At 66.2% G+C, this 17499-nt stretch carries 18 protein-coding genes; 11 read left to right on the plus strand and 7 right to left on the minus strand.

The window, feature by feature from the left end:
- Positions 1 to 232: 232 nt before the first annotated feature.
- The 4 genes from hemE (at position 233) to IFS44_RS08115 (ending at position 4205) form a co-directional block, all read left to right on the plus strand.
- Positions 233 to 1261, plus strand: a complete 1029-nt coding sequence (gene hemE, locus IFS44_RS08100) for a uroporphyrinogen decarboxylase (RefSeq protein ID WP_192098104.1) — start codon at positions 233 to 235, stop codon at positions 1259 to 1261.
- The gene (locus IFS44_RS08105) at positions 1258 to 1719 is read left to right on the plus strand and encodes a CopD family protein (protein WP_031440904.1); all 462 of its coding nucleotides are present in this window, start codon (positions 1258 to 1260) and stop codon (positions 1717 to 1719) included. Before hemE ends, IFS44_RS08105 begins: the two co-directional genes overlap by 4 nt.
- A gap of 272 nt (positions 1720 to 1991) precedes the next feature.
- The gene (gene rho / locus IFS44_RS08110) at positions 1992 to 3248 is read left to right on the plus strand and encodes a transcription termination factor Rho (RefSeq protein ID WP_031395107.1); all 1257 of its coding nucleotides are present in this window, start codon (positions 1992 to 1994) and stop codon (positions 3246 to 3248) included.
- A gap of 237 nt (positions 3249 to 3485) precedes the next feature.
- A complete protein-coding gene (locus tag IFS44_RS08115; RefSeq protein WP_192098208.1) occupies positions 3486 to 4205 on the plus strand; it encodes a TerC family protein in 720 nt (239 codons plus the stop codon).
- Between the two features lie 236 nt (positions 4206 to 4441).
- Here IFS44_RS08115 and IFS44_RS08120 read toward each other — a convergent pair whose 3' ends face one another.
- Positions 4442 to 5143 (minus strand): dienelactone hydrolase family protein, encoded by a 702-nt coding sequence (locus IFS44_RS08120; protein ID WP_192098105.1) that lies wholly within the window; start codon positions 5141 to 5143, stop codon positions 4442 to 4444.
- Positions 5140 to 5613 carry a methylated-DNA--[protein]-cysteine S-methyltransferase gene (locus IFS44_RS08125; protein WP_192098209.1) on the minus strand — a complete coding sequence of 158 codons (474 nt, stop codon included), beginning with the start codon at positions 5611 to 5613 and terminating at the stop codon, positions 5140 to 5142. Before IFS44_RS08125 ends, IFS44_RS08120 begins: the two co-directional genes overlap by 4 nt.
- A gap of 56 nt (positions 5614 to 5669) precedes the next feature.
- On the opposite strand from IFS44_RS08125, the gene IFS44_RS08130 reads away from it, so the two are divergent.
- Genes IFS44_RS08130 through IFS44_RS08155 form a run of 6 tightly spaced genes read left to right on the plus strand, consistent with a single transcriptional unit; the run spans position 5670 to position 11421 of the window.
- The gene (locus IFS44_RS08130) at positions 5670 to 5924 is read left to right on the plus strand and encodes a DUF6489 family protein (RefSeq protein WP_192098106.1); all 255 of its coding nucleotides are present in this window, start codon (positions 5670 to 5672) and stop codon (positions 5922 to 5924) included.
- An 8-nt stretch (positions 5925 to 5932) separates the two neighbouring features.
- On the plus strand, positions 5933 to 7213 hold the full coding sequence (mnmE, locus tag IFS44_RS08135; protein WP_192098107.1) for a tRNA uridine-5-carboxymethylaminomethyl(34) synthesis GTPase MnmE: 1281 nt from the start codon (positions 5933 to 5935) through the stop codon (positions 7211 to 7213).
- Positions 7214 to 7267: 54 nt separating this feature from the next.
- Positions 7268 to 9103: a tRNA uridine-5-carboxymethylaminomethyl(34) synthesis enzyme MnmG gene (gene mnmG / locus IFS44_RS08140; protein WP_192098108.1), complete on the plus strand. Its 1836-nt coding sequence runs from the start codon at positions 7268 to 7270 to the stop codon at positions 9101 to 9103.
- Positions 9100 to 9720 carry a 16S rRNA (guanine(527)-N(7))-methyltransferase RsmG gene (locus IFS44_RS08145; protein ID WP_192098109.1) on the plus strand — a complete coding sequence of 207 codons (621 nt, stop codon included), beginning with the start codon at positions 9100 to 9102 and terminating at the stop codon, positions 9718 to 9720. Before mnmG ends, IFS44_RS08145 begins: the two co-directional genes overlap by 4 nt.
- Positions 9717 to 10499 (plus strand): ParA family protein, encoded by a 783-nt coding sequence (locus IFS44_RS08150; RefSeq protein ID WP_031396158.1) that lies wholly within the window; start codon positions 9717 to 9719, stop codon positions 10497 to 10499. Before IFS44_RS08145 ends, IFS44_RS08150 begins: the two co-directional genes overlap by 4 nt.
- Before the next feature lie 10 nt (positions 10500 to 10509).
- Complete coding sequence (locus tag IFS44_RS08155) at positions 10510 to 11421, plus strand: ParB/RepB/Spo0J family partition protein (RefSeq protein ID WP_192098110.1); 912 nt, start codon at positions 10510 to 10512, stop codon at positions 11419 to 11421.
- Positions 11422 to 11492: 71 nt separating this feature from the next.
- Here IFS44_RS08155 and holA read toward each other — a convergent pair whose 3' ends face one another.
- Genes holA through IFS44_RS08175 form a run of 4 tightly spaced genes read right to left on the minus strand, consistent with a single transcriptional unit; the run spans position 11493 to position 15979 of the window.
- Entirely contained in the window at positions 11493 to 12512 is a 1020-nt protein-coding gene (gene holA / locus IFS44_RS08160; protein WP_192098111.1) for a DNA polymerase III subunit delta, read from the minus strand.
- Positions 12509 to 13027: an LPS assembly lipoprotein LptE gene (gene lptE / locus IFS44_RS08165; protein ID WP_031396161.1), complete on the minus strand. Its 519-nt coding sequence runs from the start codon at positions 13025 to 13027 to the stop codon at positions 12509 to 12511. The genes holA and lptE overlap by 4 nt, the downstream gene beginning before the upstream one ends.
- A complete protein-coding gene (leuS, locus tag IFS44_RS08170; RefSeq protein WP_107931088.1) occupies positions 13024 to 15537 on the minus strand; it encodes a leucine--tRNA ligase in 2514 nt (837 codons plus the stop codon). Before leuS ends, lptE begins: the two co-directional genes overlap by 4 nt.
- Before the next feature lie 10 nt (positions 15538 to 15547).
- Positions 15548 to 15979 (minus strand): DUF3576 domain-containing protein, encoded by a 432-nt coding sequence (locus IFS44_RS08175; RefSeq protein WP_031396163.1) that lies wholly within the window; start codon positions 15977 to 15979, stop codon positions 15548 to 15550.
- A 247-nt stretch (positions 15980 to 16226) separates the two neighbouring features.
- On the opposite strand from IFS44_RS08175, the gene IFS44_RS08180 reads away from it, so the two are divergent.
- A complete protein-coding gene (locus IFS44_RS08180; RefSeq protein WP_244650045.1) occupies positions 16227 to 16937 on the plus strand; it encodes a hypothetical protein in 711 nt (236 codons plus the stop codon).
- Positions 16938 to 16980: 43 nt separating this feature from the next.
- Here IFS44_RS08180 and IFS44_RS08185 read toward each other — a convergent pair whose 3' ends face one another.
- Complete coding sequence (locus tag IFS44_RS08185) at positions 16981 to 17457, minus strand: thiamine phosphate synthase (RefSeq protein WP_244650047.1); 477 nt, start codon at positions 17455 to 17457, stop codon at positions 16981 to 16983.
- Positions 17458 to 17499 lie beyond the last annotated feature (42 nt).

Consider the following 17499-nt stretch of genomic DNA (forward strand, 5'->3'; position numbering starts at 1 on the left):
CTTTTATCCACAGGGCCGCGCACAGCCCGAAAAGTTATCCACAGGCTGTGGGTTGCGGGGGCCGTTGAATCGAATCAGCGCGTTTGTACGGGTGTGCAGAGGTCAAGCTGTTGGCATTTCCGGGATCACCGCATAAGTCCCGTGATCAACCGCCCAACCACTGCAACAACCTCTTTCTTGAATCTTCTTATAGTAGAAGAAGGGTGCTCCGCTGACCGATCCGACCCCCAATATGCCGACCTTCAAGCCGCTTCTGGCGACGTTGCGCGGCGACCGTCAGGCGACCCCGCCGCTGTGGCTGATGCGCCAGGCCGGGCGCTATCTTCCCGAATATCGCGCGCTCAGGGCTGAAAAGGGCGGGTTCCTCGCGCTCGCGACCGATCCCGAGGCCGCAGCCGAGGTGACGCTGCAGCCGATCCGCCGGTTCGGCTTCGACGGCTCGATCCTGTTCTCGGACATCCTGATGATTCCCTGGGCGCTGGGGCAGGATCTGAGCTTCGGGGTGGGTGAGGGGCCGCGGCTCGAACCCGCGCTGGTCGATCATGCGCTCGATCGCCTGCAGTCGGTGCCGGAGCGGCTGGAGCCGGTCTACGAGACCGTCACGCGGGTCGCCGAGGCCTTGCCGCCCGAGACAACGTTCCTGGGCTTTGCGGGGTCTCCCTGGACGGTTGCAACCTATATGGTGGCGGGCAAGGGCAGCAAGGATCAGGGCGAGACGCGGCGTTTCGCCTATCGCGATCCGGCGGCCTTCGGAGCGATCATCGATGCGATCGCCGACAACACCGTCGAGTATCTCGTCCGCCAGATCGAGGCGGGAGTCGATGCAGTCCAGTTGTTCGACAGCTGGTCGGGATCGCTGTCGCCTGCGCAGTTCGAACGCTGGGTGATCGCGCCGACCGCGCGGATCATCGACGAACTCCATGCGCGCTGTCCCGGCGTGCCGGTGATCGGCTTTCCGAAGGGGGCAGGGGGCAAGCTCCCCGCCTATGCGCGCGAGACGGGGGCCGATGCGATCGGGCTCGACGAGACGGTCGATCCGGTCTGGGCGCATGCGTCACTGCCCGCCGACCTGCCGGTGCAGGGCAATCTCGATCCGCTCGCGCTGATCGCGGGCGGTGCGGATCTCGATGCGGCGATCGACCGGATTCTCGGGGCGTTCGGTGATCGTCCGCACGTCTTCAATCTGGGGCATGGTATCCTGCCCGACACGCCGATCGCGCATGTCGAGCAACTGATCGCCCGCGTCAGGAGCACGACATGAGCGGTTTTCTCGGGGCGGCCTATGATTGGGTGAAGGCCGCACACCTGATCTTCGTGATCTTCTGGATGGCGGGGCTGTTCATGCTACCGCGCTATCTCGTCTATCATCAGGAAGCGCTGGCCGCGGGCAATGCAGCCGAGGCGGCGAGCTGGATCGAGCGCGAGGGCAAGATCCGCAAGATCATCCTGACCCCGGCAATGATCGTCGTCTGGGTGCTGGGGCTCGCGCTTGCGCTGAATCTCGGGCTTGCGGACGGCGCGCCGGGGCTGGGGTGGCTGCATCTCAAGCTGCTGCTGGTGTTCCTGCTGACGGGTTATCATGGCTGGACGGTCGGCTATGCGAAGAAGCTCGCGGCCGGGAAGCCGACGCTGACGGGGAAGCAGTTGCGGATGCTCAACGAAATTCCCGCGCTGGCGGTGACGCTCATCGTCGTGCTGGTGATCGTCAAGCCGTTCTGAACCTCACGTCATCTTGGACTTGATCCAGGATCCAGAGCGGCGGAGGACACCGTTTGTGGCTCTGGATCCTGGGTCGAGCCCAGGATGACGGCGAGGGCGGTCGCCCCGTCTCTGCTTGACTAACCGTCCCCCCAATTCTACCCCGATTCCCAGCACGGCCTCCTGGCGTCCTGCCCGGTCGTGTGGTCCTGCCTGTTCGGCTCGCCCAGTTCCGCTTTCCAGCGCACCCGCAGACCGAACCTGTTCCCGTTGATCGCTATCCGGAAATCCCCATGCATCTCAAAGACCTGAAGAAGAAAAAGCCCGCCGAGCTGGTCCAGCTGGCCGAGGAATTGGGGGTCGAGAGCGCCTCGACGCTGCGCAAGCAGGACCTGTTGTTCGCGATCCTGAAGGTGCAGGCAGACAATGGCGACCAGATCATGGGGCTCGGCACGATCGAAGTGCTGCCCGATGGTTTCGGCTTCCTGCGCTCGCCCGAGTCCAACTATCTCGCCGGGCCCGACGATATCTATATCTCGCCGAACCAGGTGCGGAAGTTCGGCCTGCGTACCGGTGACACGGTCGAGGGCGAAATCCGCGGGCCGAAGGACGGCGAGCGCTATTTCTCGCTGGTGAAGCTAACGGCCGTCAATTTCGACGATCCCGACGTCGTCCGCCACCGCGTCAATTTCGACAATCTCACGCCGCTCTACCCCGAGAGCAAGCTGACGCTCGATCCCGCCGACCCGACCGTCAAGGACAAGTCGGCGCGTGTGATCGACATCGTGTCGCCGCAGGGCAAGGGCCAGCGCACGCTGATCGTCGCCCCGCCGCGCGTCGGTAAGACGGTCATGTTGCAGAACATGGCCAAGGCGATCACCGACAACCACCCTGAGGTGTTCCTGATCGTCCTGCTGATCGACGAGCGTCCCGAGGAAGTCACCGACATGCAGCGCAGCGTGAAGGGCGAGGTCGTCAGCTCGACGTTCGACGAACCCGCGCAGCGCCACGTCCAGGTCGCCGAGATGGTGATCGAAAAGGCCAAGCGCCTGGTCGAGCACAAGAAGGACGTGGTGATCCTGCTCGACTCGATCACGCGTCTGGGTCGTGCCTACAACACCGTCGTGCCGTCGTCGGGCAAGGTCCTGACCGGTGGTGTCGATGCGAACGCGCTCCAGCGTCCGAAGCGCTTCTTCGGTGCCGCGCGCAACATCGAGGAGGGCGGTTCGCTCTCGATCATCGCGACCGCGCTGATCGATACGGGCAGCCGCATGGACGAGGTGATCTTCGAGGAATTCAAGGGCACCGGCAACTCGGAAATCGTGCTCGACCGCAAGGTCGCGGACAAGCGCATCTTCCCGGCGCTCGACGTCGGCAAGTCGGGCACGCGCAAGGAAGAGCTGCTGGTCGACAAGGCCAAGCTCTCCAAGATGTGGGTGCTGCGTCGTATCCTCATGCAGATGGGCACGATCGACGCGATGGAGTTCCTGCTCGACAAGATGAAGGATTCGAAGACCAACGAGAATTTCTTCGACAGCATGAATCAATAACCGAGGGCGGCCTGCGCCAAGCTGGCGCAGGACTCGCACCGGTTCGGCCGGCGGGGCAGCGCCCCGACCGACGACATGGGCTTCGTCCATGTCCGGCCAAGAAGACCGACCCAAAATGCGGCACGCGAGAGCAATGGCTTTCGTGTGCCGCTTTGCTATGAAACCCATTGAAATCCGCCATCTCCGCACGTCGGTGGTGGCCCGTCACCGGGAGCTGACATCTTGAGTATCATCGCCATGCTGGCCACCGCCGCATCGGGAGTAACCGGACCCGGTTCACCGCTGGAAATCTGGCAGCACATCGTCGCCGACTTCTCCAATCTCGGCGACCCGAAGGCGCTGGCCGCGTTCGGATCGGTCCTGATGATCGACCTCGTCCTTGCCGGCGACAATGCGATCGTCGTCGGCGCGCTCGCAGCGGGGCTTCCTGCTGACCAGCGCAAGAAGGTCATCCTGATCGGCATCGGCGCCGCGCTCGTCCTGCGCATCTTCTTCGCCCTGATCGTGACGTGGCTGATGGGGATCGTCGGGCTGATCTTTGCGGGCGGCCTGCTGCTGCTGTGGGTCAGCTGGAAGTTCTGGCGTGAAATCCGCGAGGGTGCGGAAAACGCCGGCTCCGAGGAAATCGAGGGTGACGAACGCTCGGGGATCAAGTCGTCCAAGGGCTTTGCCAGCGCCGCTTGGGCGGTCGCGGTCGCCGACGTGTCGATGAGCCTCGACAATGTGCTCGCGGTCGCGGGCGCGGCGCGCGAGCATCCGGGGATCCTCGTGATCGGCCTGTTGCTGTCGGTCGCGATGATGGGCCTGGCGGCAAACTTCATCGCGCGGATCATCAACCGCTATCGCTGGATCGCCTATATCGGCCTGGCGGTGATCCTCGTGGTCGCGGTGAAGATGATCTACGAGGGCTGGACCGGTACCGGCGAAACGCTCGGGATCGTGTCGCTGCTTGCCTGATCGGGCAGTCTAGGGATAAAAAAAGGCCTCGCCGGGATCGTCCGGCGAGGCCTTTTTTTGTGGCGTTCGGTCGTTCGTCATGCCGCTTATAGCGCGTTCAGACACGACCCCCACCGTCATCCCCGCGGAGGCGGGGATCCATATCCTGCACGGTCGGTGATCTCGTAAGCGACGCCAGCCAGTATGGATTCCCGCCTGCGCGGGAATGACGAGGGGGGAGGGGTGCCTCTTAGCCCTCAGCCCAGATGCTCGGCAAAGAATGCCGCGGTGCGTTCGTCCGCCAGCTTGGCCGATGCATCCGACCGGCGCTCGCCGAACTCGGTCGCGAAGCCGTGATCCTCGCCCGCATAATCGTAGATCGTGACCTTGGGATGATCGTCGAGCCCGGCGTGCATCGCCGCCTGCGCGTCCTTGTCGACGAAGTGATCCTCCTCGGGGACGTGGAGCAGCACGGGGTTTGCGATCGCATGCTTCTCGCCGAGCAGCCCGTCGATCCCGACGCCGTAATAGCCGACGCTCGCATCGATGTCGGTGCGCGCCGCGGTCATGAAGGCGAGGCGGCCACCGAGGCAATAGCCGACCGCGCCGACCTTGGCGCCGTCACCGAGTTCGCTGCGCGCGGCGCGGATCGTCGCCTCGATATCGGCGATACCCTTGTCCTGGTCGAACTGGCCCATGAGTTCGAGTGCACGCTCGAATTCGGGCTTCACGTCCGGGTCGAGCTCGACCCCCGGCTCCAGCCGCCAGAACAGGTCCGGGGCGATCGCGAGATAGCCGGCCTCGGCGAGCGTGTCGCACTTGCGGCGGATGCCGGCATTCACGCCGAAGATTTCCTGGATCACGACGATTGCGGCCTTGGGCGTGCCGGCGGGGACCGCGCGATAGGCGGTGAAGCTGCCGTCGCCCGCGAGCGTCGGGATGGTGGTGGTGTTTGTCATAGCAATCCTCCTTGCGGCCGTTCGAGATCGAGCAGCCGGGATTTTGTGATCGGGCCTTGGCCTGCGGAATACGCACCAAGCCCGCCCCCGGCTCCGAGAATTCGGTGGCAGGGGACGACGATCGGAAACGGATTGCGCGCACAGGCCTGGCCGATCGCGCGCGGGCTCGACCCGATTGCCTGCGCGAGATCGCCATAGCTGGCGGTCCGGCCGTAAGGGATCGCAACGATCGCTTGGCGCAGCGCGTCACCGCGGGGCGTCAGCGATGGTGCGAGCGGAAGGTCGAAGACGGTGAGACGGCCGACGAAATACGCATTGAGCTGACGGAGCGCTTCGTGGATCGCCGGGTTCATGGTCGCCTCGACGATGCCGTCCCGGTCGATCGCGATCGCGTCGATCCGGTCGGTGCTGCCGGTCACGCGGATCAGCCCGATAGGCGTTGCGATCGAGGCGGCATCCCGCGCATACATTGCCACGCTATGCCGTGCCCCGCCGTGCGGCTCAAGCGCCACCGAAAGGGCCGTCCATGAAGATGAACATCGAAATCGAATGCACGCCCGAAGAGGCCCGCCGCGCGGTCGGGCTGCCCGACCTGACGCCGATCCATGACCGCTATGTCGCGATGATGATCGAGGCGATGCCCGGGCTCGGCGACGGTGCGATGCAGCCCGAGATGATCGAGACGATGATGCGTGGGTGGCAGCCGATGGGTGAGGCGGGGATGGCGTTCTGGAAACGGATGTTCGACGGCGCGACGCAGACGAGCAAGACTGGCGGTTGAGTAACAGAATGACGACGATCTTTGCGGTGTCGAGCGGACGCCCGCCCGCGGCGATCGCGGTGGTGCGGATATCGGGGTCTGAGGCGTTTGCGGCGGCGGTCGCGCTCGCCGGGCCGCTCCCTGCCGCGCGGCATGCCAGTTTGCGTGCTCTGCGTGATGCCAGCGGGACGATGCTCGATCGCGCATTGGTGATCGTCTTTCCGGGCCCGACCACTGCGACGGGCGAGGATCTGGTCGAGCTCCACTGCCACGGGGGGCGGGCGGTCATCGCTGCGGTCGAACGCACGCTTGCGGCGATGACCGGGTTACGAGTGGCCGAGCCGGGCGAATTCACCCGCCGCGCGCTTAGCAACGGACGGATCGACCTGACTCAGGCCGAAGGGCTTGCGGATCTGCTCGAGGCTGAAACCGAGGCGCAGCGTGTTGCCGCGATCACCGCGACCGAGGGGCGCGTGAGCCAGGCAGTGCGCGGCTGGATGGACGCGGTCGCGATGCTGTCCGCACGGATCGAGGCGATGCTCGACTTTGCCGACGAGGATGACGTGACCAGCGACGCAGCGGCCTTCGACGCGGTGCTCGCCGATCTCGCAGCGCTGGCGGCTGAGATCGAGATGGTGGTCGCGAGCCCCCCGGTCGAGCGACTAAAAGACGGCCTTCGCGTTGTGATCGGCGGCCCTCCCAACAGCGGCAAATCGACCTTGCTCAATCTGATGGGGGAGCGCGAAGCCGCGATCGTATCGCCGATCTCGGGGACGACGCGTGACCGCATCGATGTCCCGGTCCTGCGGAACGGGGTCGCCTATGTTCTGACCGATACCGCGGGTCTGATCGATACGCTTGATCCGATCGAGGCGATCGGCGTTGCCCGGGCGGAGACCGCGATGGCGACGGCGGACCTGCTGCTGTGGCTGGCCGACACCGTTCCGCCACGGGAGGATGCGATCTGGATCCATGCCCGAGCCGATCTGCCGGGGCGTGACGGGGGCGTCCCGCCCGGTCGGGTGATCGCCTTCTCGCAAAGCGATCAGGCTTCGCTCGATCGACTCTGGGCCGTGGTCCATGATCGCGCAGCCGCGCTGCTTCCCCGCAATGACGATCTGGCGCTCAAGGCGGATCAGCGCCTACGCTGCGAGCGGGCTGCGGCGACACTGCGTGCGGCGGGCACGGACCCGTTGATCGTTGCGGAGCATCTTCGCGAAGCCCGCACTGGGCTCGCCGCGGTGTTGGGTCTCGACGCGACCGGAGAGATGCTCGACGCACTGTTCGGCCGCTTCTGCATCGGCAAGTGATGTTCCACGTGGAACAACTTTGACGCGATCGTTGTGTCGCTCTACGGCGATTACATGTTCGATGTAGTGGTGGTTGGCGGTGGCCATGCCGGGACCGAGGCCGCAGCCGCGGCAGCGCGGAGGGGCGCGCGTACCGCGCTGGTGTCGTTCGACGCGCGGCAGATCGGCGCGATGTCATGCAACCCGGCGATAGGCGGGCTGGGCAAAGGCCATATGGTGCGCGAGGTCGATGCCTTTGACGGGCTGATCGGACGCGCTGCCGATGCCGCGGCGATCCATCACCGCATGCTCAATCGCAGCAAGGGATCCGCGGTCCAGGGGCCGAGGATCCAGGCGGACCGCAGGCTCTATGCGGCGGCGATTCAGGCACAGCTGGCGGCGACGCCCGACTTGTCGATTATCGCCAGTGAGGTCAGCGCGCTGCATCTGGAGGGTGATCGCGTCGCGGGTGTCGTGCTCGCCGACGGCGCCGTGGTCGCAGCGCGCGCGGTGGTCCTCGCAACCGGGACGTTTCTGGGCGGGCGGATCTTCCGCGGTGATGACCGTGAGGAGGGGGGCCGGATCGGGGAGCGTGCGGCGAAGCCACTGGCGGACCAGCTCCGCGCGCGCGCGCTGCCTATGGCGCGGCTGAAGACGGGAACTCCACCACGGCTCGACGGTCGTACGATCAACTGGGGGGCGCTTGCCGAGCAGCCCTCCGATCCCGAGCCATGGACGATGTCGCCGATGACGACCGGCCGTATCCTGCCGCAGGTCGCCTGTGCCATCACGCGGACGACGGACGAGACGCATGCGATCATCCGCGACGCGTTCCACCGATCGCCGCTGTTCACCGGCGCGATCGAGGCGGCCGGCCCGCGCTACTGTCCGTCGATCGAGGACAAGGTTTCCCGCTTTGGTGACCGCGACGGCCATCAGCTGTTCCTCGAACCCGAGGGTCTCGACGACCCAACGATCTATCCCAATGGTCTGTCGACGTCCTTGCCGGTCGAGGTGCAGGCAGCGATGCTCGCGAGCATTCCCGGGCTCGAGCGTGTCGTGATGACGATGCCGGGCTATGCCGTCGAATATGATTATATCGATCCGCGCGCGCTCGATCCGCGATTGGCGCTTCCCGCGATCGACGGCGTGTTCTGTGCCGGCCAGCTTAACGGGACCACGGGCTATGAAGAGGCAGCGGGGCAGGGGCTGGTCGCTGGCCTGAACGCCGCGGCGCATGCCTGTGATCTGGCACCGGTGATCCTCGATCGCGCATCGAGCTATCTTGGCGTGATGATCGACGACCTTGTCCTGCAGGGCGTTACCGAGCCGTACCGGATGCTGACCGCGCGTGCCGAGTTCCGGCTGTCGCTCCGCGCGGACAATGCCGAGACACGGCTGGGCGGGATTGCGGAGGCGGCGGGATGCCTCTGCACCGCGCGGCTCGCGCATCAGCGCGCGCGTGGCGAAGACCGGGTGCGATTCCGATCCGCACTGCACGGCGAACGGACCGCGACGGAGATCGCGGATCAGGGTGTTGCGGTCGGCCGCGACGGCGCGCGCCGGACGGCGTTCGACTGGTTGCGCTTCGAGGGCGTGAAGCTTGCGCATGTCGCGCCCGATGCGGCGATCGGAATCCCGGCGGCAGTGGTCGACGAGGTCGTCGAGGATGCGCGCTACGCCCCTTATATCGAACGGCAGGCGCAGGAGGTCGCGCGGTTGCGCGCGGACGAGTCGATCCTGTTACCCCAGGATCTCGCCTATGATCGGGTTCCGGGTCTGTCGAACGAGATGATCGATCGATTGAGTGCGGCACGACCGCTGTCCCTGGCCGCCGCGGCACGGATCCGGGGCATCACGCCTGCGGCGCTGTCTGCGGTGCTTCTCCATACGAAACGAGTACCGGCATGACCGAAGACGAAGCACGGACCTGGGTCCTCGAGCGGTTTGGCCCCGTCGCGACCGAGCGGGTTGCGACGTTCGTCACGATGGTCGTCGAGGAAGCCGCGCATCAGAATCTGATCGCACCTTCGACGATCCCGACGATCTGGGAGCGGCATGTCGTCGACTCGCTTCAGCTGGATGCACTCGCGGGCCCGGAGACAGATGCGATGCGCTGGCTCGACATCGGGACCGGAGGTGGATTTCCTGGCATGGTCGTCGCACTGGTCCGCAATGGGCCGGTCGATCTCGTCGAACCACGCCGGCGTCGCGCGGACTTTCTCCAGCTCTGCGTCGCCAGGCTCGGGCTTGGCGAGCAGGTCCGGGTGCATCCGACCAAGGTCGAGTCCGTCACTGCAACGGCGCGGATCATTTCGGCGCGCGCCGTCGCCTCGCTCGAAAACCTTTTGCGTGGCGCGGCGCACTGCGCCACAACAGAGACGCGGTGGCTGTTGCCTCGGGGGCGTCTCGATGAGGCAGAGATCACCGCGCTTCATAAGCCTTGGCACTTTATGTTCCACGTGGAACAAAGCGTCACGAACCCGGAGTCGTCTATCGTGGTTCTGGATCGAGTCCGCGCGCGATGATTACCATCGCGGTCGCCAATCAGAAGGGTGGGGTGGGCAAGACCACCAGTGCCATCAATCTCGCGACCGCATTGGCGGCGACGGGAATGCGGGTGCTGCTGGTCGATATCGACCCGCAGGGCAACGCCTCGACCGGCCTTGGCATCGGCCATGCGCAACGCGTCAAATCGAGCTATGACGTCCTTATCGGCGAAGCGACGATCGACCAGGCCGTGGTGCACAGCCGCGTGCCCCGGCTCGACGTGATCCCCGCAACGGTCGATCTATCGGGCGCAGAGATCGAGCTCGTCGAATTCGATGCGCGGACGCATCGGCTCGATCGTGCGATGCAGGACTCGACCGGGCATTGGGATATCGCGCTGATCGATTGTCCGCCTTCGCTCGGGCTGCTGACGATCAATGCGATGGTCGCAGCGGATGCGCTGCTCGTGCCGCTCCAGTGCGAATTCTTCGCGCTCGAGGGCCTGTCGCAGCTGCTCAGCACGGTCGAACGTATCCGTCAGCGGTTCAACCCCGGCCTGTCGATCCTCGGCGTTGCGCTGACGATGTATGATCGCCGCAACCGGCTGACCGATCAGGTCTCAGCGGATGTCCGCGCGGTGCTGGGCAAGGTCGTGTTCGAAACGGTCATCCCGCGTAACGTACGGCTGTCGGAAGCACCCAGTCACGGACTTCCGGCGCTGATCTACGACCATCGCTGCAGCGGATCGCAGGCGTATATCGCGCTTGCCCGCGAGATGATCGGCCGGCTTCCGGTATCTGCACGAGCAGCCGCGTGAGGGTATTGGCATGAGTGAAGGTACCAAGCGCGGCCGGCCGGGGCTTGGCCGCGGGCTGAACGCGCTGCTGGGCGAGATGGCCCGCGAGGCGCCTGTCAACGCCAGCGGTGATGCGCCGACCAATAGCGGCGTCCGCATGCTGCCGGTCAGTTCGCTGTCGCCGCATCCGGACCAGCCCCGTCGGCATTTCGACGAGGCTATGCTCAGCGAGCTTGCCGCCTCGATCGCGGCGCGCGGATTGATCCAGCCGATCATCGTCCGGCCGCACGGCCATGATTATCAGATCGTCGCGGGCGAGCGACGTTGGCGCGCGGCGCAACGGGCGCGACTGCACGAGGTCCCGGTGGTCGTCCGCGACTTCGACGACGCCGAGACGCTCGAAATTGCGCTGATCGAGAACATCCAGCGCGAGGATCTCAACGCGATCGAGGAGGCACAGGCCTATCAGCGGCTGGCGGGCGAATATGGCCATACACAGGAGGTGCTGGCCAAGATCGTCCATAAGTCGCGCAGCCATGTCGCCAATTTGTTGCGGCTGCTCGAACTGCCTGCACAGGTTCAGTCGCAGGTGGTCGAAGGATCGCTGTCGATGGGGCATGCGCGCGCGCTGCTTGGTTCGCCCGATGTCGAGACACTGGCGGACCAGGTGATCGCCCGCGGCCTATCGGTGCGCGAGACCGAAAAGCTGGCGCGTGATGCCAAGCCGGGCCGGACTCGGTCGGGCGGAGCTGCGGCGACTACGGTGAACGAGGCACGGATCCCCGACGCGGATATCGCGGCTCTGGAGCGGCAGCTGGCCGATCTGCTGGGGCTTCAAGTGCGCGTTGCGCATAGTGAGACCGGCGGCACGCTGACGCTGAGTTATTCGACGCTCGATCAGCTCGACATGGTGTGCCAGCGGCTGACGGGCGGGGCGATCTGAACGTTCGGGGCGGAGCGGTTAGCGTCCTCTCCTCCGGTAAGTCCGCCTGACGGGGAAGGCATTTACCCGCTTCAGTTTCTGCGCGCGATCGCCTGGGCAAGGGCGACGATGGCGGCATCCGCGACGACCCCGCCGGGATTGCCCGGGGCCATGATCGCGCGTTCGGCGGTGCGGACTCGGGCGATGGCCGTAGCGAGCATCACTGGCGACCAGCGGCGGAGCGACTTGGCGGTCTGTGACTCGTCGCGGAAGAAGACGCGGTGGCGCTTCATCACCGTATCGACCGCTTCGCCGCGATCGATCTCGCCGCGCATCTCGGCAAGCGCGATCAGCCTGCGGACGAGCTGCCGCAGCCACGGGATCGGCGAGGTACCGGCTTCTTCCAGCCGCGCGAGTTCGGTCCCGAGATCGGCGACACGCCCCTCGATCGCCGCGTCGATAGCCTGGCCCATCTCCGCCTCGCCGAGGTCCGCGCCGATTGCATCGAGCGCGGCGTGGTCGAGATCGTGCGGTCGTTCGGGGCTCGCGTCGAGATACAGAGCAAGCTTGTCGATCTCGCGCGCGATGACCGCCCGATCGCCACCGGTGGTCTCGACCAGGCGGCGCGCGACGCCGGGGGCAGGGCGCAGACCCTGTTCGCCCGCCATCGTGCTGGCGAGCCGCTCCGCATCGGCGGCCGTGGGTGCGTAGCAGGCGAACGCCATCGCACGCGGCGATTCGAGCGCGAGCTTGACGATCTTCGCACTCGTCTTGACGCTGGGTGCGATCGCGACGACCGGGTTGCCCGCACGATCGGCGTTCAACAGTGTGGTGAATGCCTCGAGGCTCTCCTCGCCCGCCGACGCGACGCGGACGTGACGCGCGGTGGCGAAGAGCGACAGGGCGGCCGCCTCGTCGGCGAGCCGCGAAGGATCCGATTTGAGCTGTGCGCCATCCAGATCGACGCGCTCCGCATCGAGGCCCATCGCCTTGGCGAGCGTGCGGGCGAGGTCGCTGGCGCCGGCCTCGTCGGGGCCGTGGAGGAGATAGAGACGGATATCGGGGCCGGGCCTGGCCAATGCGGCGCGGATCTGGTTGGCGCTGGCCTTCACGGGGCCGGCGTGGGGGCCGGCGGGGTCCGCTGCGCATAGAGCGCGATCCGCGCGACGATCTGATCCGCGACGATTCCCGACAGACGTTCCAGCGCGGTATTCTCGGCTGCGATCGTCGCATATTCGGACCGGACGACATCGATGCCGGCGTCGGATCCCGCCGTCGCGTCGAGCAGGACGGTACCGTCACCGATCCGGACGAGCTGATAGCGCGCGCGCAGGATTCGGCGTTCGCGCGAGACGCTGTCGTCGCGCCGCACGCCGAGGCCGTTGATCTGGTCCTCAAGCCGGATGTCGATCCGATACAGCGGCGCCGCGCCGTTCGACGGCAACCGGTCGCGTAGTGCGGTTGCCATCAGCCACCCGGACTTGCCCTCGATCGGCGTGATCTCGACCTGGCCGAGCGTGCCGGCAACCGCGCCGCTGCTGCCGCCCGAATAGAGAGGATGTAGCCCGCAACCCGCCAGGCTGGTCGAGAGCAGCAGGGCTCCGGCAAGAAGCGCGTACCGCGTCATGCGACGATGTTCACGAGGCGGTCGGGCACGACGATCACTTTCCGGGGCGGCTTGCCCTCGAGCAGGCGGACGATCTTGTCGGAGGCCAGCGCGGCCGCCTCGACTTCATCCTTCGGCGCGCCCTTGGGGAAGACGAGCGTATCACGCAGCTTGCCATTGACCTGCACCGCGATGGTCACCTCGTCATCGACCAGCAGCGCCGGATCGACCGCAGGCCACACAGCGTCGGCGATCAGGCCGTCGTTACCGGCGGTCGCCCAGGCTTCCTCGGCGACGTGCGGGACCATCGGGCTTACGAGCAGCAGCAAGGTGCGGATGGCCTGTTCGCGGTCGGCGGACGGCGATGCCTTCTCGATTGCGCTGCACAGGCTGTAGAGCCGCGCGACCGCCTTGTTGAACTGCAAGCCATTGATATCGCTCTCGATACCCACCGTGGTGCGATGGCACAGCTTGCGCAGGGCGATGTCGTCGCCCTCGGCCTTGGCGGCACCGTCGGCTTCGATCAGGCGCCAGAGACGCTGGACGAACCGCCACGCGCCTTCGATACCCGATTCACTCCAGGGAAGGTCGCGCTCGGGCGGCGAGTCGGAGAGCACGAACCAGCGCACCGCGTCGGCGCCATACTGGTCGACGATCGGCTCGGGATCGACGGTGTTCTTCTTCGACTTCGACATCTTCTCGACGCGACCGACGGTGATCGCGTCACCCGTCGCGATCTCGATGCCGTCGCGCACGTCGTCGGGGCCGAGCCAGCGGCCGTCCGCGGACTTGTACGTCTCGTGCGTAACCATGCCCTGCGTGAACAGCCCGGCGAACGGCTCGGCGATGTCGAGCATGCCGATATGCTTCAGCGCGCGCGTCCAGAAGCGGGCGTAGAGCAGATGCAGGATCGCATGCTCGACGCCGCCAATATACTGGTTGACCGGCAGCCACTTCTCCGCGCCCGTCCGGTCGAACGGCTTGGCGTCCGGCTGGCTGGCGAAGCGGATGAAATACCACGATGAATCGACAAACGTGTCGAGCGTATCGGTTTCGCGTCGCGCATTCCCGCCACAGCTAGGGCAGGGGACATGCTTCCAGGTTGGATGGCGATCGAGTGGGTTGCCGGGGATGTCGAAGCTGACGTCCTCGGGCAGCACGATCGGCAACTGGTCCTTGGGCACCGGCACCGCGCCGCACGCGTCGCAGTGGATGATCGGGATCGGCGTGCCCCAGTAACGCTGGCGGCTGACGCCCCAGTCGCGCAGGCGGAACACGGTCGTGCCCTTGCCCCAGCCTTCGCCCTCGGCGCGCTCGATCACGGTCCGCTTGGCGTCCTCGATGTCCATCCCGTCGAGGAAGTGCGAGTTCACGAGATTGCCCGCACCCGTCCAGGCGGTGTCGCCGACGAACACGGGGGCCTCATCATCGCCTTCGGAGACGACGCGCTTGACGGGCAGATCGTATTTGCGCGCGAAATCCAGATCGCGCTGGTCGTGCGCGGGCACGCCGAACACAGCGCCGGTGCCATATTCCATCAGCACGAAGTTCGCGATGTAGACGGGGAGTTCCCACGTCTTGTCGAGCGGATGCGTCGCGCGGATCCCGGTGTCGAAGCCCAGCTTCTCCTGCGTGTCGAGTTCGGCCGCGGTGGTGCCGCCACGCTTGCACAGTTCGATGAACGCAGCCGCATCGGGGTTCGTCTCGGCGATCGCGCGCGCGATCGGATGATCCGCGGCGACTGCGACGAAGCTCGACCCGAACATCGTGTCGGGACGAGTCGTGAACACCTCGACCGAGTCGATGCCGGTCGCATTGCCCGCCAGCGCGAACTTGAACTGCAGGCCCTGGCTGCGGCCGATCCAGTTCTCCTGCATAAGCTTGACCTTGTCGGGCCAATGCTCGAGCGCGCCGAGGCCGTCGACCAGCTCGTCGGCGAAGTCGGTAATCTTCAGGAACCACTGCGACAGCTTGCGCCGCTCGACCAGCGCGCCCGAGCGCCAGCCGCGCCCGTCGATCACCTGCTCGTTGGCGAGCACGGTCATGTCGACCGGATCCCAGTTGACCGCCGATTCCTTGCGGTAGACCAAGCCTGCCGCGAACAGGTCGAGGAACAGCGCCTGCTCATGGCCGTAATAGTCAGGCTCGCACGTCGCCAGTTCGCGCGTCCAGTCGAGCGCGAAGCCCAGGCGCTTCAGCTGCGCCTTCATCGTCGCGATATTGGCGCGCGTCCAGTTGCCCGGATGCACGCCCTTTTCCATCGCCGCGTTCTCGGCGGGCATGCCGAACGCGTCCCAGCCCATCGGATGGAGCACTTCCATGCCCTTCATCCGACGGAAGCGCGCGAGCACGTCCCCCATCGTGTAGTTCCGGACATGCCCCATGTGGATGCGCCCCGACGGATAGGGAAACATCTCGAGCACGTACGAGCGCGGCTTGGTCGAAGAATCGTCGGCGGCGAACGTGTTGCGTTCGTCCCAGACCTTCTGCCACGCCGCGTCCGCCTTCAACGCATTGAAACGCGACGCCATGATGTCGTCCTCAGCCCGCGATCGAGGCGCGACGCAGGTCGCGGGCCTTGGTCAGGATGATGTCCTCGAGCTTCTGCGTGGTCGCCGCCTGGACGGGTGCGGACACCCACTGGCCGTTGCGGTTGATCTCGCGCAGTGCCGCGACGCGGACGGCATCGGCGCGCAGGTCCTGGTCGAGGATCGATACCGTTACCTTCATCCGCTCGGCCGGGGTCTGCGGGTTAACGTACCAGTCGGTGACGATGACGCCGCCATTGGAGTCGGTCTGGAGCAGCGGCATGAAGCTCAGCGTGTCGAGCGTCGCGCGCCAGAGATAGCTGTTGACGCCGATCGTGGTGATCTTCGACGCGGCCAGATCGGCCTTGGGACGGGCGCTGCCGCCGCCGCACGCAACCAGCGGCAGAGCGGCGAGAACCACGAGGGCGGTACGCGGGCGGAACATCGGCATCATCCTGGCAATAGATCGTCGTCAGCCTCTACAGGGCGGGCCTGCTACCCGCAAGGATGGGGTGGGCGTCGGCAATTCGTCCGGCAACCACGGCGTTCGACCTGTTCTGTGTGTCTGATGCAACACCTTTGGATAATCATTAGGTGCGGATAGCTGACGGGGATCGATCTGTGTTAGCTGCCGTTCAGCGAAGGAATCGTAACAAGATTCGTCTATAAAAGATTCGCAGGGAGTTGTTGTTTTGGTCGCCAAGCGCGTGATGGTCGGGATGTTCGCCGGAGTGGCTGCTGCCGCTGCGGTCTTCGTCGCGCCCGCGTTCGGCGCTTCCGAACAGCAGGTCCGCATCGCCAAGCGCCCGACGCTGTCGGTGCGGGGCACGGGCGGCTTCACTCCATCGGCGGCGGATCCCCGGCTTGCGGCGCTGTTCGCACGCGGCGGGTTCGATGCCGGCAGCTTCCGCTTCACCCCGGCTGAGACGCGTCGCGACAATCGTGCCGTCACCGTCGCTGTCCGCGCGCAGACCAACCGTGGTATCGATACCACGCGTCTCGCGACCAGCACCGCGCCGACCGTCGGATTGGCGCCGATCGCGTATAATCTGGGCATGTCGGTCGGCTGGAAGCGGTTCGCAGTGTCGGGCGATCTGGCACGCGTCGATCTGGCCGGGATGCCGGGCAGTCGCAGCTCTGCCGATGTGGCGGTCAGCTATGCGGGCAAGCGGTTCACGGGCAGCGTCAAGGCTGCAGCGGATCGTCCGCTCGCCAATACGCCGCGTCTCGTCGAGGATGCGCCGAGCTATTCGGTCGATCTCGGCGGATCCTATTCGCTGACGCGGAACATCGATGTGACCGCGGGCGTCCGCTATCGGTCGGACCGTGAGCGGTTTGTTCGGCTCGAAGACGATCGTCGTGACAGCCAAGCCGTCTATCTTGGGACCGCCTTCCGCTTCTGATCCGGGCGCAGCGTGACCGGCGATAAGCCGTGAACCGCCCCCATCACGTCCAAGCATCGATCGCTGCCCAGCCGTGAAAGCCCAGCATCCTGAGTCGCCGCGACCGTGCTGCCGTCATGCCGCCCAGCGCGATGATCGGCAGGCCGAGCCCGCGCGCTACCCGTAGCGCGGCTGCGGGACCGATTGCTGGCGCTCCCGGATGCGACCGCGTCGGATAGATCGGCGACACGAACAACGCGTCGGCACCGGCCCGCGCGCCGAGCATCGCCTCGCGCCGATCATGCGCGGGCCAGGTCCGCAGGCTCCCACAGCGGCCGGCGCCATGCACGCCATCGAACCCGGCAAATCCGGGCCGCGCGACCACCACCAGCCGTCGCGCCCGCGCAATGCGGCGGATGCGTAGCGCCAGCGCCCGACGCTGCGCCGGGGGCGTCTGGTAATGGCGGACCACGACCCCCGATCCGGGCGGAATACGCTGCAGCGCATGCCATAGCGCATCGCTCATCCGCTCGTCGGTCATCAGCCAGAGGCGCGGGACGGGGTTTCGGTGCGGCATCTTGCT

The sequence above is a fragment of the Sphingomonas sp. CFBP 13706 genome, from assembly GCF_014842355.1.
Lineage (GTDB): Bacteria > Pseudomonadota > Alphaproteobacteria > Sphingomonadales > Sphingomonadaceae > Sphingomonas > Sphingomonas aerolata.

Excerpts from the sequence above, each read along its gene's own strand:
- hemE (WP_192098104.1), top strand. The coding sequence starts at position 233 with ATGCCGACCTTCAAGCCGCTTCTGGCGACGTTGCGCGGCGACCGTCAG.
- IFS44_RS08105 (WP_031440904.1), top strand. The coding sequence starts at position 1,258 with ATGAGCGGTTTTCTCGGGGCGGCCTATGATTGGGTGAAGGCCGCACAC.
- rho (WP_031395107.1), top strand. The coding sequence starts at position 1,992 with ATGCATCTCAAAGACCTGAAGAAGAAAAAGCCCGCCGAGCTGGTCCAG.
- IFS44_RS08115 (WP_192098208.1), top strand. The coding sequence starts at position 3,486 with ATGCTGGCCACCGCCGCATCGGGAGTAACCGGACCCGGTTCACCGCTG.
- IFS44_RS08120 (WP_192098105.1), bottom strand. The coding sequence starts at position 5,143 with ATGACAAACACCACCACCATCCCGACGCTCGCGGGCGACGGCAGCTTC.
- IFS44_RS08125 (WP_192098209.1), bottom strand. The coding sequence starts at position 5,613 with ATGTATGCGCGGGATGCCGCCTCGATCGCAACGCCTATCGGGCTGATC.
- IFS44_RS08130 (WP_192098106.1), top strand. The coding sequence starts at position 5,670 with ATGAAGATGAACATCGAAATCGAATGCACGCCCGAAGAGGCCCGCCGC.
- mnmE (WP_192098107.1), top strand. The coding sequence starts at position 5,933 with ATGACGACGATCTTTGCGGTGTCGAGCGGACGCCCGCCCGCGGCGATC.
- mnmG (WP_192098108.1), top strand. The coding sequence starts at position 7,268 with ATGTTCGATGTAGTGGTGGTTGGCGGTGGCCATGCCGGGACCGAGGCC.
- IFS44_RS08145 (WP_192098109.1), top strand. The coding sequence starts at position 9,100 with ATGACCGAAGACGAAGCACGGACCTGGGTCCTCGAGCGGTTTGGCCCC.
- IFS44_RS08150 (WP_031396158.1), top strand. The coding sequence starts at position 9,717 with ATGATTACCATCGCGGTCGCCAATCAGAAGGGTGGGGTGGGCAAGACC.
- IFS44_RS08155 (WP_192098110.1), top strand. The coding sequence starts at position 10,510 with ATGAGTGAAGGTACCAAGCGCGGCCGGCCGGGGCTTGGCCGCGGGCTG.
- lptE (WP_031396161.1), bottom strand. The coding sequence starts at position 13,027 with ATGACGCGGTACGCGCTTCTTGCCGGAGCCCTGCTGCTCTCGACCAGC.
- leuS (WP_107931088.1), bottom strand. The coding sequence starts at position 15,537 with ATGGCGTCGCGTTTCAATGCGTTGAAGGCGGACGCGGCGTGGCAGAAG.
- IFS44_RS08175 (WP_031396163.1), bottom strand. The coding sequence starts at position 15,979 with ATGTTCCGCCCGCGTACCGCCCTCGTGGTTCTCGCCGCTCTGCCGCTG.
- IFS44_RS08185 (WP_244650047.1), bottom strand. The coding sequence starts at position 17,457 with ATGACCGACGAGCGGATGAGCGATGCGCTATGGCATGCGCTGCAGCGT.